This is a genomic window from Blastococcus sp. SYSU D00669, assembly GCF_054050715.1.
Genome location: NZ_JBJGZV010000049.1, coordinates 25668 through 40700, shown reverse-complemented (window position 1 = coordinate 40700; position 15033 = coordinate 25668). Strand labels below are relative to the sequence as shown.

Annotated in this window: 13 protein-coding genes and 1 pseudogene; 11 read left to right on the top strand and 3 right to left on the bottom strand. The window is 75.7% G+C overall.

Translation table 11 applies throughout. The annotated features are described in order from the left end of the window. Positions 1–119: 119 nt before the first annotated feature. A complete protein-coding gene (locus ACI8AF_RS24425; RefSeq protein ID WP_456542368.1) occupies positions 120–554 on the bottom strand; it encodes a WhiB family transcriptional regulator in 435 nt (144 codons plus the stop codon). 253 nt (positions 555–807) lie between these two features. Between ACI8AF_RS24425 and ACI8AF_RS24420 the strand changes: the two genes are divergently transcribed. From ACI8AF_RS24420 to ACI8AF_RS24380, 9 genes are all read left to right on the top strand, one after another. Continuing rightward, on the top strand, positions 808–2094 hold the full coding sequence (locus ACI8AF_RS24420; RefSeq protein ID WP_456542367.1) for an alpha-hydroxy acid oxidase: 1287 nt from the start codon (positions 808–810) through the stop codon (positions 2092–2094). A gap of 113 nt (positions 2095–2207) precedes the next feature. Further along, on the top strand, positions 2208–3653 hold the full coding sequence (locus tag ACI8AF_RS24415) for an Nramp family divalent metal transporter (RefSeq protein WP_456542366.1): 1446 nt from the start codon (positions 2208–2210) through the stop codon (positions 3651–3653). Positions 3654–3662: 9 nt separating this feature from the next. Further along, positions 3663–4619, top strand: coding sequence for a sugar kinase (locus tag ACI8AF_RS24410; protein WP_456542365.1), 957 nt, complete (start codon positions 3663–3665; stop codon positions 4617–4619). Between the two features lie 8 nt (positions 4620–4627). Continuing rightward, complete coding sequence (locus tag ACI8AF_RS24405) at positions 4628–5515, top strand: dihydrodipicolinate synthase family protein (RefSeq protein ID WP_456542364.1); 888 nt, start codon at positions 4628–4630, stop codon at positions 5513–5515. A gap of 7 nt (positions 5516–5522) precedes the next feature. After that, complete coding sequence (locus tag ACI8AF_RS24400; RefSeq protein ID WP_456542363.1) at positions 5523–6473, top strand: C-terminal binding protein; 951 nt, start codon at positions 5523–5525, stop codon at positions 6471–6473. Positions 6474–6513: 40 nt separating this feature from the next. Then, positions 6514–7455 carry a phosphoglycerate dehydrogenase gene (locus ACI8AF_RS24395; protein WP_456542362.1) on the top strand — a complete coding sequence of 314 codons (942 nt, stop codon included), beginning with the start codon at positions 6514–6516 and terminating at the stop codon, positions 7453–7455. A 204-nt stretch (positions 7456–7659) separates the two neighbouring features. Beyond that, entirely contained in the window at positions 7660–8814 is a 1155-nt protein-coding gene (locus tag ACI8AF_RS24390; protein ID WP_456542361.1) for a DUF3500 domain-containing protein, read from the top strand. A 130-nt stretch (positions 8815–8944) separates the two neighbouring features. Then, positions 8945–9337 carry a nuclear transport factor 2 family protein gene (locus ACI8AF_RS24385; RefSeq protein WP_456542360.1) on the top strand — a complete coding sequence of 131 codons (393 nt, stop codon included), beginning with the start codon at positions 8945–8947 and terminating at the stop codon, positions 9335–9337. A 64-nt stretch (positions 9338–9401) separates the two neighbouring features. Next, positions 9402–11159: a LuxR C-terminal-related transcriptional regulator gene (locus ACI8AF_RS24380; protein WP_456542359.1), complete on the top strand. Its 1758-nt coding sequence runs from the start codon at positions 9402–9404 to the stop codon at positions 11157–11159. Between the two features lie 50 nt (positions 11160–11209). Here the strand turns inward: ACI8AF_RS24380 and ACI8AF_RS24375 are convergent. Next, positions 11210–12121, bottom strand: a pseudogene (locus ACI8AF_RS24375) (MFS transporter); the annotation flags it as partial. Between the two features lie 263 nt (positions 12122–12384). Here ACI8AF_RS24375 and ACI8AF_RS24370 point away from each other — a divergent pair. Together ACI8AF_RS24370 and ACI8AF_RS24365 are read left to right on the top strand one after the other, a co-directional pair. Then, complete coding sequence (locus ACI8AF_RS24370) at positions 12385–12591, top strand: hypothetical protein (protein ID WP_456542358.1); 207 nt, start codon at positions 12385–12387, stop codon at positions 12589–12591. Between the two features lie 87 nt (positions 12592–12678). Beyond that, complete coding sequence (locus tag ACI8AF_RS24365) at positions 12679–13449, top strand: AfsR/SARP family transcriptional regulator (RefSeq protein ID WP_456542357.1); 771 nt, start codon at positions 12679–12681, stop codon at positions 13447–13449. Here the strand turns inward: ACI8AF_RS24365 and ACI8AF_RS24360 are convergent. Then, complete coding sequence (locus ACI8AF_RS24360; protein WP_456542356.1) at positions 13421–15031, bottom strand: hypothetical protein; 1611 nt, start codon at positions 15029–15031, stop codon at positions 13421–13423. The two genes, ACI8AF_RS24365 and ACI8AF_RS24360, sit on opposite strands and share 29 nt — an antisense overlap. Between the last annotated feature and the right edge of the window lie 2 nt (positions 15032–15033).

Genomic DNA, 15033 nt, shown 5'->3' with positions numbered 1-15033 from the left:
ACCGGTGAGTGCAAGCGAGCCTCGCAGCGGACCGCACCGACAGATCGGCTTGAAGACCCGAAGTCAGTCAGGCGCTGGGTCAGGAACGACCGCTGCGGGGCTCGCCCACATCCTCACTGTCAGGCGCTGAGCGGCATGCTGCGGCGCTGCAGGCGGATCCGGCGCCGCTCGCGCTCGGACAGGCCGCCCCAGATGCCGAAGCGCTCGTCGTTGCCGAGCGCGAACTCGAGGCACTGCAGGCGCACCGGGCAGCCGGCGCAGACGCGCTTGGCCTCGCGGGTGGAGCCGCCCTTCTCGGGGAAGAACGCCTCGGGGTCGGTCTCGGCGCACAGCGCGTCCAGCCGCCAGCTCTCGTCACCGTCGGCGGCGTCGGCCTGCGCCGGGGCCTCGTAGGGGAGGGTCGCCGGCGCCGGGGCCCACTCGTCGTTGGGGTAGCCGTCCACGGCGCACTCGACGGCGTAGACGTCCTCGGCGCAGGCCTCGGCCCAGGTGTCGGTGCGGGCGTCCGGGGCCGGCTCGGGAACGAGGGACAGGTACGGGGACGAGTACGACACGGGGAGCTCCTCAGGCGGGGAAGACGCGCACCCGTCGTGACGGACCGGTACGCCCTGTTTGCTGAAAGTGACGGTACGCAGGGACCGGGACGGGCCGCACTGGCACAACGTTGAGGACGTCGGCGGCGTCCTTCGGCATGATCTGCTCACGCGGGCCGGCCCGAACGCGCCGCCGGCCCGAGTTGCGCCCGGCCCGACCTGCGGCGTTCCATCCGGGGAGGAACCGGATCCGTCCCCCGGAGGAGGGCGTTCCGTGCCACCACGGCTACCCCTGGCCCCGATCTCCACCGCCCGGCGCGCGCCGAGGCCCGCCGAGCTCCGGGCCCTGGTGCAGTTCCGGCGGCCCCGGCTGTCGCCGCGGGCCGGGCGGCTGGCCGCGGCGCTCACGGTCCGCGACCTGCGGCGGGCGGCCACGCGCACGACGCCCCGGGCGGTGTTCGACTACGTGGACGGCGCGGCGGAGGAGGAGATCACCGCGGCGCGCAACGTCGCGGCGTACCGGCGAGTGGCCTTCCGGCCGGACGCGCTGAGCTCCGTGGCCGACCCCGACACCTCGGTGGAGCTGCTCGGCCGGCGCATCCCGCTGCCGCTGGTCCTCGCGCCCACCGGCTACACGCGGATGATGCACCACCACGGCGAGGCCGCGGTCGCCCGCGTGGCCGAGCACACCGGCATCCCGTACAGCCTGTCGACGGTCGGGTCGACGTCCATCCACGACCTGCGGGCCGCCGCCCCCGGGGCGGACCTGTGGTTCCAGCTGTTCTTCACGGCCGACGAGCGGCTGAACGAGGCCCTCGTGGCGCAGGCCGAGGAGGCCGGCTACTCGACCCTGCTGCTCACGGTCGACACGGCGGTCTCGGGCATGCGGCTGCGCGACGTCGTCAACGGGCTCACCATCCCGCCCGCCCTCACGGCGCGGACCGTCCTGGACATGTCCCGGCGTCCCGGCTGGCTGTTCCACAAGCTCAGCACCGCCGGGCTGACGTTCGCCGTGCTGGGCAGCGCGGTCGAGGGCAACCCGACACCGGGCGAGGTGGCCGGCATGATGTTCGACCCCGCCATGGACCTCACCGCCCTCGACTGGGTCCGCCGCAGGTGGCGGGGACCGCTGCTGGTCAAGGGCGTCACCACGACCGACTCGGCCCGGCGGATCATGGACCGGGGAGCCGACGGCGTGGTGGTCTCCAACCACGGCGGCCGGCAGCTCGACCGCTCGGCGGCCACCCTCGACGTCCTCCCGTCGATCCGCGAGGCCGTCGGGGACCGGGCCACCGTGCTGATCGACGGCGGGATCCTGCACGGCCAGGACGTGCTGGCCGCACGGGCGCTCGGCGCCGACGCGGCGATGATCGGCCGCGCCTACCTCTACGGGCTCATGGCGGGGGGCCAGGACGGCGTGCTGCGGGTGGTCGAGATCCTCACCGAGGAGTACCAGCGGTGCATGCAGCTGCTGGGTGTGCGGCGCAGCGCCGACCTCTGCTCCCGCCACGTCGCGTTCACCCCGCACGCGGGCGGCGACTACCCGGGCGTCTCGGTCTGACCCACCCCGGCGACCGGCCCCGGTGACGGCCCCTTGCCTCCGGTTGCCGCCGCTCCGCTGCCGTGGGGAAATGGCAGGTGCCCGGTAAGTGACCCGCATCACAGGGGGCGCCCATGGCCACCACGCGCAGAGCCCAGGACCAGCCGGTATCCGTCCTCGACCGCTTCCCGACCAAGCACCTGCCGGCGCCGTCGGTGCGCGACATGCCCGAGCCGCCGGCGAGCTTCCGGCACGTGATCGGGCCGGGCATCATCGCCGCCGGCGTCGGGATGGCCAGCGGCGAGTTCATCCTCTACCCGTACATCGCCTCGCAGGTGGGGCTGGTGTTCGTGTGGGCGGCCTTCGTCGGGCTGGCCACCCAGTACTTCCTCAACATGGAGATCGAGCGCTACACGCTCGCCACCGGCGAGACCGCGCTCACCGGGTTCAGCCGGTACTGGCGGCACTGGGGCCTGGTCTTCGCGATCATGGCCTACTTCGCCAACATCTGGCCGGGCTGGGTGACCAGTTCCGCCACGCTCGTCACGTACCTGTTCGGCGGGAGCGTCGTGCCGATCGCGATCGGCATGCTGCTCCTGATCGGCATCACGCTGACGATGGCGCCGGTGGTGTACCAGGCTCTCGAGAAGATCGAGTTCGCCAAGGTCGCCGCCGTCCTGATCCTCATCATCGTCGCCTGCTTCTTCGCCATCGACGCGGCCGCGTGGTCCGACGTCCCCGACATCGTCACCGAGGCCGACATCCCCGCGGAGGAGCTCGGCTTCGCCCTGCTTCTCGGTGCCCTCGCCTTCGCCGGCGCCGGCGGCGGGCAGAACCTGTGCCAGAGCAACTGGATCCGGGACAAGCGGTTCGGCATGGGCGCCTACGTGCCCCGGATCGTCAGCCCGGTGACCGGTCACCCGGAGGCGGCGCCCTCCACCGGCTTCGTGTTCGAGCCGACGGCGGAGAACCTGGGGCGGTGGCGGCGCTGGTGGCGGCTGGCCAACATCGAGCAGCTGACGACCTTCGTCCTCATCAGCTTCCTGACGATCCTGTTCACGTCGCTGCTGGCCTACTCCACCGTCTTCGGCGAGGAGGGGCTGGCCAGCGACATCTCGTTCCTCGAGGTGGAGGGGCAGGCGCTCAACGACTCGGTCGGCGGCTGGTTCGGCACCTTCTTCTGGGTGATCGGCGCGATCTCGCTCTTCGCCGCCGCGCTCGGCATCGTCGACTACACCAGCCGGCTCGGGGCGGACGTCCTCAAGACCGCCTACCTGAAGAACGCGAACGAGAGCAAGATCTACTTCGCGCTGGTGTGGGGCCTGGTCGCGATCGGGTGCATCGTGCTGCTCTCCGGGCTGGACCAGCCGCTGGTGCTGCTGGTCATCGCCGCGGTGACCGGGGGGCTGATGATGTTCATCTACTCGGCGCTCCTGCTGCTGGTGAACCGGCGCACCCTGCCCCCGGAGATCCGCCCGGGCCCCGGACGCATCGCGGCGCTGGTGTGGGCGTTCCTGCTCTTCGGCTTCCTGTCGGTGCTCACCTTCGATGAACAGCTGGGCAAGCTGTTCGGCGGGTGAGGCGGGGACGTGACGTCGTCGCACGGGGGGCGCGTGGTCACGGCGGGGGAGACGATGGTGCTCGTCGTCCCCACGTCGCCCGGACGGCTGCGGCACGCGACCGGCGTGACGCTGTCCATCGGCGGCGCCGAGAGCAACGTCGCGATCGGCCTGTCGCGGCTCGGCGTCCCGGCCGCCTGGATCAGCGCGCTCGGCGACGACGAGCTCGGCGAGCTGGTGCTGCACCGGGTCCGGGCCGAGGGCGTCGACACCGCGGCCGTGCGCCGGGTGCCGGACCGGCCCACCGGGCTCTACCTGCGCGAGGAGGTCGCCGCGGCGCACCGGGTGCACTACTACCGCCGAGGCTCGGCGGCGTCCACCCTCGCGCCGGGCGCCTTCGATCCCGCGGTGCTCGACGGCGCCGCCTTCCTGCACGTGACCGGCATCACCGGGGCGCTGTCCCCGGAGTGCGCCGAGTTCCTGCCGTGGGCGGCGAAGACGGCGGCGGAGGCCGGCGTTCGGGTCAGCTACGACGTCAACTACCGCAGCCGGCTGTGGGAGCCGGCCGCGGCCCGGGCCGCCACGGAGGCGCTCCTCCCACACGTCGACGTGCTGCTCGTCGGTGACGAGGAGGCCGCCGCGCTGTGGGGCTGGGACCCGACGGCCTGCCTGGACCGGCTCGCCGACGCCGGCCCCCGCGAGGTCGTGGTCAAGCTGGGGGCCCGCGGCTGCGCGGCCGTCGTGGACGGCGAGCGGCTGACCGCACCCGGCTTCGAGGTGCGGCAGGTCGACCCCATCGGCGCCGGGGACGCGTTCGCCGCCGGGTACCTCGCCGCCACCGTGTGGGGGCACGCCCCGGCCGACCGGCTGCGCACGGCCAACGCCATGGGGGCCTTCTGCGTGCAGAACCTCGGGGACTACGAGGGCCTGCCCAGCCGCTCCGAGCTGACCGCGTTCCTCGACCGGACCGTCGACCTCGGGAGGTGAGCTCTCCGGTGACCGATCCCGCCGCCGTCCTCGAGGGCGTCTACGTCGCCAACGTGACGCCGTTCCGCGACGAGCCGCGCTACGGCCTGGACGTCGAGGCCTACCTCGCGCACGTCCGGTGGCTGGCCGGGACCGGCGTCACCGGCGTCGTCCCGTTCGGGACCAACGGCGAGGGGCCGTCGGTGGCGGCGCACGAGAAGCGCGCCGTCCTCGAGGCGCTGCTGCCGGGGGCCGGCGGGCTGCAGGTGGTGCCCACCGTCGCCGAGGGCAACCTGCCGGACACCGTCGACCTGCTGGCCTTCCTCGACGACCTGCCGGTCCGGGCGGTGCTGGTGCTGCCGCCGTACTACTTCAAGCCGGTCGACGTCGACGGCTTGCGGCTCTTCTACGACCGGGTGCTGACGGCGACGCGGCACCCCGTCGTCCTCTACCACATCCCGAAGTACGCGATCCCGCTGCCGACCGAGCTGGTCACGTCGCTGCCGGTGTGGGGGGTCAAGGACTCCGGCGGCGAGGCGGGCTTCGCGGAGGCCGTGCGCGACTCGGGCCGGGGGGTGCTGCTCGGCACCGAGGACGACCTGCCGGGGCGGCTGCCGACGGCCCAGGGACCGATCTCCGCGCTGGCCAACATCGTCCCGGAGCACGTGGTCGCGCTGTACGGGCACGTGCGGGCCGGGCGGAGCGCCGAGGCCGCGGCGCTGTCGGACCACCTGCGGCAGGTGCGGGCCATGACCAAGGAGCACACGTCCGCCGCCGTCCTCAAGCGCGTGGCCGAGCACCGGCACGGGCACCCGATGGGCACCGTCCGGCCGCCGCTGACGCCGCTGCCGGCGTCGTTCGACGTGGGCCGCGCCGCCGAGCGGGCCACGGCCGGTCCCGTCCCCGCCGACCGCTGAGGCCGTCGTGCGGGTGGTCCGGACCGATGCCGAGTACGGCTCGGACGACGTCGAGGCGGCCGTGCTGCGGCCGGCCGGCCACGAGCTCGTCACCGCGCAGGCGCGCACCGCGGACGAGGTCGTCGCGGCCGCCGCCGGCGCCGACGCCGTCCTCGTGCAGTACGCGCCGGTCACCGCCGAGGTGCTCGACGCCCTGCCCCGGCTGCGGTTGGTCAGCCGGTACGGCATCGGCGTCGACGGCATCGACCTCGAGGCCGCCCGCGCCCGCGGCGTCTGGGTCTGCAACGTGCCGGACTACGGGACCGCCGAGGTCGCCCTGCACACCGCCGCCATGCTGCTGGCGCTGCTGCGCAACCTGGCCGGCCACGACCGCGAGGTCCACGCCGGGCGGTGGGACTACCACCTCGGGGGTGAGCTGCGCCGCACCGGCGAGCTCTCTCTCGGCGTGGTCGGGCTGGGCCGCATCGGCCGGCTGACCGCCGAGCGGGCCGGGCCGTGGTTCGGCCGGTGCCTCGGGTACGACCCGCAGCTGCCGGACGGGTCGTGGCCGGCCGGTGTCGAGCGGACCTCCCTGGAGGACCTGTTCGCCCGCAGCGCGGCGGTCACCCTGCACGTGCCGCTCACCGACGGAACGCGGGGGCTGGTCGGCGACGACCTCCTCGGCCGGATGCCCGCGGGCTCCTACCTGGTGAACACCGCCCGCGGCGGGCTGGTCGACCTCGACGCCGTGCTCCGGGCGCTGGACTCGGGCCGGCTGGCCGGCGTCGGGCTCGACGTCCTGCCCGACGAGCCGCCGGGGGAGCACCCGCTGCTCCGCCACCCCCGTGCGCTGCTCAGCCCGCACGTGGCCTGGTACTCCGCCGAGTCCGAGGTGGAGCTGCGGCGCAAGACGGCGCAGAACGTCGTCGACTGGGCGCGAACGGGCCGGCCGACCTCCGTCGTCGTCGAGGGCCGCTGACGGTGCACCGCGGTCGCGGGCCTGGTTGACTCCGGAGCCCATGAAGCTGCTGCTGCCCGACTCGGTCCCGCTGGCCCCGGAACTGCCCGACGGCGTGGCCACCGTGGTCTACGACGCGTCGGCGCCGGTGCCCGACGAGCACCTGGACGCCGAGGCGCTGGTGGTGTGGGGCAGCTCCGAGGCCGACCTCGCCGCGGTCGCCGGCCGGATGCCCCGGCTGCGCTGGGTGCAGACCCTGGCCGCCGGGCCGGACGCGGTGCTGGCGGCCGGCTTCCCCGACGACGTCATGGTCACCTCGGGGGCGGGTCTGCACAACCGGACCGTGACCGAGCACGCCCTGGCGCTCGTGCTCGCCCTGGTCCGGCGGCTGCCGGCCGCCGGGCGGGCGCAGGCTGAGCACCGCTGGGCGCGGGAGCTCGGCGGCCTGCAGCCGCTGCACCCCGCGGGCGCGGTGACGACGCTGATCGACGCCCGGGTGCTGATCTGGGGGTTCGGCTCGATCGGGCAGTCGCTGGCGCCGCTGCTCCGCGACCTCGGCGCACGGGTGCGGGGGGTGGCGCGCAGCGCGGGGGAGCGGAGCGGGTTCGCCGTCGTCGCCGAGGACGACCTCGAGCAGGAGCTGGCGGGGACCGACGTCCTGGTGATGATCCTGCCCGCCACCCCCGGCACCCTGCGGGCGCTCGACGCGCGGCGGCTGGCCGCGCTGCGGGCGCACGCCCTCGTCGTCAACGTCGGCCGCGGCTCGACCGTCGACGAGGACGCCCTCACCGACGCGCTCGCGGCGGGGCGCCTGGCCGGCGCCGCGCTGGACGTCACCGCCACCGAACCGCTGCCGGCCGGCTCGCCGCTGTGGGACGCGCCGGGCCTCGTGCTCACCCCCCACGCGGCGGGCGGCCGGCCGGTCGGCGCCGACGCGCTGGTGACCGCCAACCTGGCGGCCCTGCTGGCGGGACGGGAGCTGCGCAACGTCGTCGCGCGCTGACCCCGGTCAGGCCACGCGGCGCACCCCGGTCGACCTCCCGCTTGCCCGGCGCGGCGCGCGTGCAGGCGATCACGGTGAGCAGGTCGCGACGGTCGTCGGTGGGGGTGGGCGCGGTGGTCTCCCGTCTGGCGCCGGGGTGGTGCCGGTCGCGCTACGGAGGCCGGCCGGTGGGCGCACCCGCGGCCGGGGCACTACATTCCGGCCATGGTGGCCGGGACCCCGGAGGACGGCACCCGGGAGGTCGCCGCGCGGATGGCCGAGGCGGCCGGGGCCTGGCTGGACTGCCTGGACCCGGGGCAGCGGGAGGTCGCCGTCGGGGCGCAGCCGGCCGACGACGCGACCGACGCCGAGCGGCGCCGCTGGTTCTACACGCCGACCGACCACGGCGGGCTCACCTTCCACGAGCAGCGGCCCGGCCAGCAGCGCGCCGCGATGCGGCTGGTCGCCGCCGGGCTGTCGCCGGCCGGCTACGTCACGGTGGCGACGGTCATCGGCCTGGAGAACGTGCTCGACCGGGTCGAGGGGTTCGTCGCGCGGTTCGACCGGGAGCGCGGCCGGGACCCGGGCCTGTACTACCTGCGCGTGTTCGGCCGGCCGGGGGAGACCGGGACGTGGGGGTGGCGGTTCGGCGGGCACCACGTCTCGCTGAACAACCTGGTGGTGGACGGCGCGGTGGCGGCCACGACTCCCTGCTTCCTCGGCGCCGACCCGGCCACGTCGCCGCTGCTCGGCGGTGCGGTGAACCGGCCGCTGGGCCGGGTGGAGGACACCGCGCGCGAGCTGGTCCGCTCGCTGGCCCCCGACCTCGCAGCCCGGGCGGTGCTGCTGCCGACGGCGCCGTCGGACCTGGTCACCGGCAACCGGACGACGGTGCAGCCGGGCAACCGGGTGATCCCGCTCGCCGGCATCTGGCGGGCGCCGTTCGCCGATCCGGCCGAGTGGGCGAAGCTGCAGGCGACGAGCGACGCCATCGACGAGGCGGGGGCCCACGGCGACCCCGAGCACGCGGCGCTGGAGTACACCGCCGCCCCGCGGGGCGTGCCTGCGGCGGAGCTCGACGGCGACCAGCGCGCGCTGGTGCGGGCACTGCTGGGCACCTACCTGGACCGCGTGCCGGCGGAGGTGTCACCGCTGCACCGCTACGACGACGAGGCGGCGCTCGACGCCGTCCACTTCGCCTGGGCCGGGCCCACCGCGCCCGGTGAGCCGCACTACTACCGGCTGCAGGGACCTCGGCTGCTGGTCGAGTGGGACAACACGCAGCGGGGCGCCAACCACGCGCACTCCGTGTGGCGGGATCCGACCGCCGACTTCGGCCTCGACGTCCTGGCCCGGCACCGCGCCGCGGCCCACGGCTGACCCGTCACGGGGTCGGCAGGACTGCCGATCCCGCGGGCCCGCCGTCTGCGCACTTCTGCCGATGCCCGGCGGCCCGTGCGCTCCCTAGCGTCCCGCTCGTCCGAACGAGGACCTCGAGGGAGGGGCAGACATGGACGAGCACCCGCACGTGACCACCGTCAACCGGATGACCGGGGCCGTGCTAGGCGGCGACCGGGGCGCGCTGGAGCCGCTGCTGGCGGAGGACTTCGTCTTCCACTACCGCGGCCCGTACCCCGACCCCGGGGACTACGCCGGCCCGGACGGGTTGACGACGGTGATCGGAGCGGTCGTCGAGGCCACGCACGGCGACATCAACCTGGAGCAGCGGTTCTGCGTGGCGACCGACGGCTGGGTGTGCGAGTGGGAGCACGCCGTCCTCGGCCGGGCGGGGAACCGCCTGGAGTCGGACAACGCCTTCGTCTACCGGTTCGACCGCGACCGGATCGCGGAGATGTGGATGTTCATCGGGGCGGCCCCGGGCAGCGAGACCTTCTTCGCCTAGGCCGGGCACCGTCCGCCGCCCCGGGACGCTGGTGCCGCTCCCGGGGCGGCGCGACACTGTGCGCATGCCGCCGCCTGCCGGCTGCACGAGCGGCCCGTCGCCGGACTGGGAGCGCACCTACCGCGAGCTCGCGGCGGGCGCGACCGCCCGCGACGGGTCGGCCGGGGAGCTGGACCGGCTGGCCACGGCCGCCTACCTCACCGGCCGGGCCGGGGAGGCCTTCGCGCTGTGGGAGCGGGCGCACCGCGCGTGCCTGGCCGCCGGCGACGCCGTCGGGGCCGCGCGGTCCGGGATCCGCCTCGCGGAGTGCCTGGGCTTCCAGGGCGACCTGACCCGGGCCGGCGGGTGGGTCGACCGCGTCCGCCACCTGCTCGACGAGGCGCGGGCCGACTGCGTCGAGCAGGGCTACACCGAGCACGCCACCGCGCTCTGCCGCATCGTCGGCTCCGGCGACGTCGCCGGCGCCCACGAGGGGTTCCTCCGGGCGATGCGGACGGCGGCCCGCTTCGCCGACCGGGAGCTCGCCACCCTGGCCCGGATCGGGGTGGGCCGGTGCCTGGTCTACCTCGGCGAGGTGGCCGAGGGGCTGCGCCACCTCGACGAGGCGATGGTCGCGGTCGAGGCCCGCGAGATCCCGGCGGTCGCCGTCGGGGACTCCTACTGCACCGTGATCGACGCCTGCCAGGAGCTGTTCGACGTCCCGCGCGTCGACGCGTGGACGGCGTCGTTCACGCGCTGGTTCCGGTCCCAGCCCGGTCTGGCGACGTACGGCGCGCACCTCGCGCTGCACCGGGCCGAGCTGCTGCTCCTGCGCGGGGCCTGGAGCGCCGCCCTCGACGAGGCCGGGCGGGCGGTCCGCGGCCTGTCCGAGCGGGAGAACCAGCTGGTGCTCGGCGGGGCGTACTACGTGCGCGCCGAGCTGCGGCGGCTGCGCGGGGAGTTCCGGGCCGCGGACGACGACTACCGCGCCGCGCACGAGCACGGTTGCGAGCCGCACCCCGGGCTGGCGCTCCTGCGGCTCGCCGAGGGCCGGGGCGACGCCGCCGAGGCCGCCGTCCGCCGCCTGGCGGCGGAGGCCGAGGGGCCGGTCGCGCGCGGGCGGGTGCTCGGCCCGTTCGCCGAGATCGTCCTCGCCCGCGGGGACGGCGCCGCCGCGGCCGCGGCGGCCGACCAGCTGGCCGCGGTGGCCCGGCACCTCGGATCGGGCTACCTCGACGCCCTCGCCTGCTCCGCACGCGCCGCCGCGCACGTCGCCGCCGGCGAGGCCCGCGCGGCGCTGCCGCTGCTGCGCCGCGCCGGGCAGCTCTGGGGTGAGCTCCGCGTCCCGTACGAGGGCGCGCGCACCCGGGTCCTGCTGGCCCGGGCCTGCGCAGAGCTGGGGGACCGGGAGACGGCGGACCTCGAGCTCGACGCGGCGGCGGTGACGTTCCGCGAGCTGGGCGCCCGGCCCGAGGCGACCCGGCTCGGCCGTGCGCGGCCGCGCACGGCCGGACCGCTGACCGCCCGGGAGGTCGAGGTGCTGGTCCGGCTCGCCCGCGGGCACACCAACCGGGCCATCGCGCGGGACCTCGTCATCAGCGAGCGGACCGTCGCGACCCACGTGGGCCACATCCTCACCAAGCTCGACCTGTCCTCGCGCGCCGCCGCCACCGCGTACGCGTACGAGCGGGGTCTGGTCGGCGGCCCTCAGCCGCCCCGCAGCTCGAACCACAGCCAGGCGGCCAGCGCGGCCGGCACGGCCACGAAGCCCCCCATCGCGGCGACCGGCGAGGTGAGGTCGCCGAGCCACGCGAGCAGCAGCGGCGTGCCGAAGCCGGCGTAGGCGAAGGCGTAGAACGCGCTGTTCACCGCGCCGCGGGTGTGCGGCGGCGCCAGCCGGGCGGTGAGCGTGAGCCCGGCGGTGAGGCAGAGCCCGCCGCCGGCGCCGAGCAGCACGGCCGACGGCAGCAGCCAGGGCTGCGACCCGGCGGCGACGGCCACCACGCCCAGGGCGAGGCCGAGCGCCCCCAGCGCCATCCCCAGCGGGCCGCCGCCGCGCTCCGCCCGCCGGCCGACCCGGGCGGCGACGGCGCTCGAGGCCAGGGCGAGCCCCGCGATCAGCCCGGCGTAGGCGACGCCGACGCCGTCCGGGACGACGAGCAGCGGCAGCAGGGTGGCCGCCAGGGCGGGGAACGCGAACACGCCGAACGCGGTCGGCGCCAGCACCGCCCAGAACGGCCGGCGCGCCTCCGGCGGCAGGCCGAGCGTCATCAGCTGCCCGCGGCGGCGCTCCTGCACGGTCTCGGGCACGGTGAGCAGCGCGCCGAGCCCGACCAGCAGGACGGCGACGTGCACCAGGTACGGCAGCGTCGTCGGGGCGGGACCGTACTGGGCGAGCAGCCCGCTCATCGCCGGGGCGACGGCGAAGCCCAGCGAGGTCGACACCGCCCCGCGGGTCGCCGCCGAGCGCTGCCCGTCGGGGCCGGCCAGCTCCTGCAGCCACGCGTTGGCCACCGAGAACACGACGCCGGACACCACGCCCTGCAGCAGCCGGCCGGCGTACAGCAGGGGCAGGTGGTCCACCGCCGGCAGGAAGAGCAGGGACACCAGGCCGGCCAGCCCGGCGAACGGCAGCACGAGCGCGCGCCGGCCGAACCGGTCGGACGCCGCGCCCGACACCGTGAGCGCCGCGATCAGGCCGAGGGCGTAGCAGCCGAAGACCGCGGTGAGGTCGGCCTCCGACAGGCCGAGGGTGCGCCGGTAGACCAGCAGCAGCGGGGTGGGGATGTTGGTGCCGAGGGCCACCGTGAACAGGCCGAAGGTGAGCGCGTCCAGCCGCCGGCGGGCGGCGGCGGGGCGGAGCACGTCGTCGTGCACCCGGCGCACGCTACCGGGAGGGGAACGCGCCCGTGACGCCCGCCGAGCAGAGTCGGCGCCGGCCACGTCATCCGGTCGGGGGAGTGCACATGTGCAGGGTCACGGGCAGCATGGGGCGGCGACGACGCAGGGTCGCGACCGGGCCGTGCGGCGCACCGGAACGGGTGACGGGGGCGCGTAGAGGGGTGACGGTGGGCGAGGACCGCAGTGCGGCGCTGCTCGTGCGCGTCTGGCTCGAGGACGCGGCCGACGGGTTCCGGGCCCGCGTGACGGCGATCGGCCGCGAGACGCCCGACGAGGACCGCACCATCGCCGTCGCGTCCACTCCCGGTGAGGTCCTCGACGCGGTGCGTCAGTGGCTCGAATCGTTCACGAATTACGAGACGAAGGCGGATTGACAGCGGCGCGGGAGGCTCCGAGCATCGATCGGCACTGAGGCACCTCTCCCCAAGCGCATTCCACCCAGGTGCCGAGGGGGCCGCCCCGTGACTGTCACCGCGGACCTGCGGGTCACACTCCTCGACGGCTTCTCCCTCGAGGGGTCGGGCTCGTCGTGCCGCTCGCTCCGCGACGAGCTGCCGCGCGCGGTCCAGCGCCTGGTCGCCCACCTGTGCCTGTCCGTGCGGCCGCCGCGGGCGGCGGTCGCCGGCCAGCTCTGGCCGGACGTGCCGGAGGAGCAGGCCCACGGCAGCCTGCGGTCCGCGCTGTGGCGGCTGCAGAAGGTGGTGCCCGGGCTGGTGCAGGTGTCCCCGCGCTCCCTGGCGCTGGCCGACGGCGTCCAGGTGGACGTGCGGGAGCTCGGGGAGTGGGCCCGCAGGTTGCGCGATCCGCGGTGCGCCCCGGACGACGTCGCGGTCCCCGACGCCGGGCTGCGCGGCGAGCTGCTGCCGGGCTGGTACGACGACTGGGTGCTGCTCGAGCGGGAGCGGCTGCGGCAGCTGCGCATGCACGCCCTGGAGCTGGCCGCCGAGCGGTTGACGGCGGGCGGCCGGTACGGCGAGGCGCTGGAGGCGGCCTACGCAGCGGTCCGGGCCGAACCGCTGCGGGAGAGCGCCCACCGCACGGTGGTGCGGGTGCACCTGGCCGAGGGCAACGTGGCCGAGGCGCTGCGCGCGTTCGACTCCTTCCGCGCGCTGCTCGCCGACGAGCTGGGAGTGCAGCCCAGCGACCACATGGCACTCCTGCTCGCGGGCGTCCGCCGGTCGCGCCGCCCGCGAGCGCAGGAGCTCAGACCTTCCAGGACAGGGCGCGGGTGACCCAGCCGAGGTTCTCGTCGGCCCAGCCGAGCAGGCCCAGCGCCGAGTCGAGCAGCTGCGGCGGCCGGCGCACGAGGGTGTCCCGGCGCAGCAGGCCGGCGAAGTCGATGAGCACCGGCTCGGCCCGCCGCCGACCGCTCGCGTCGTGGAAGGCCACGCCCGCCGCGGACATGATCGAGACGATCTCCTGGGCGAGGATGCCGTAGCCGACCGTCGTGGGGTGGACGCCGTCGAGGCTGAACAGGCCGCCGGCCGCCCGCCCGCCCCGGCCGTCCGCGGCCAGGAACCGGGAATCCGGCACCGGGCGCAGCGCGGCGAGTGCCGGGGGCAGGGGGTAGGGCGTCCACCAGTCCGGACGGGCGTTGGGGTCGGAGATGTAGCGGCGGGAGGCCAGCCGGTCGAGGAGGCCGGCGACGTCGAGCAGCAGCCAGTCCCGCGGCTCGGCACCGCCGGCACCCTTGCGGGCGGTGCGGACGGTCTCCTCGATGGCCGCGTTGTAGAGGTCGATCGCGGCGTCGACGGCACGGGCGTCCCGCTCGGTCAGGTGCGGGTCGCGCGCCGGGTCGAACCGGTCGTCGGTCACCCACGGGCGGGCGTAGTAGGGGAAGTAGCGCGAACCCGGCCGGACCTTGGCCCCGAGCCCGCGGGTGATCGGGGGGATCGTGACGTGCGGGACGGTGCACCAGATGACGTGCCGTGCCTCGATGGCCCGCACCGCGGCGGCCAGCTCCGACAGCTCGGTGGCGAAGTGGTCGGGCCGCCAGACGGTGTACCGGCCCTTGCGGCGCAGGTCCTGGAACCCCGATCCGCTCCAGACCACCTCGAGCTCGGTCACCGCCTGCAGGGCGTTGTTCGAGCCGAGGAACACGACGAGCGTCTCGATGCCGCAGTCGGTGTCCGCGTCGTGCTCCCGGCCCAGGGCGGCCGCGGCCTGCACGAGCGTCTGGTCCCGGACGTCGTCGTCCCACCGGGGGTACACGCGCAGCGCGGCCCGCTCCGTGGCGTTCTCGACGACCTGGTCGACGAACGAGTCGCCGGGCCGCTCGATCGCCGACTCCAGCCCTGACGCCGTCCGGGAGAGGACGTCGCGGAGATCCCAGCCGTAGACCGACAGGTCGTGGACGTAGCGGCCGATCCGCGGCGGCGTCCGGCCCGGTCCCCGCTCCCAGTAGTCCTCGACCTCGTCCATGAAGCCGCGGGCGGCGAAGACCGCCAGCGGCGTCTCCCAGATGCTCAGCCGGGAGCCGAACCGCTCCTCCAGGCGGCGCAGCATCAGCTCGATGTTCAGCGGCAGGCCACCCGGGCCTCCGTAGGTCGGGTACCGGTAGCCGGCCCAGCCGAGCTCGGCCGCGGTGATGGCCGGCCACGAGAGCTCGGTGGCGTACACGGCGCCGCTCTGGAAGCCGTGGCTCAGCGAGTCCCCGAGGACGACGAGGCGGTGCGGCGGCGCCCCGCGGGGGTGCGGGCGCACCGGGATGCCGAGCGTCGGGTCGAACTGCGGCTCCCGGGCCTGCGTCTGCTCCGCCTGCGCCCGGACGTCGTCGGGGGTGCCGGGTGGCACGCGCGCGCCGCTGTCGACCATGC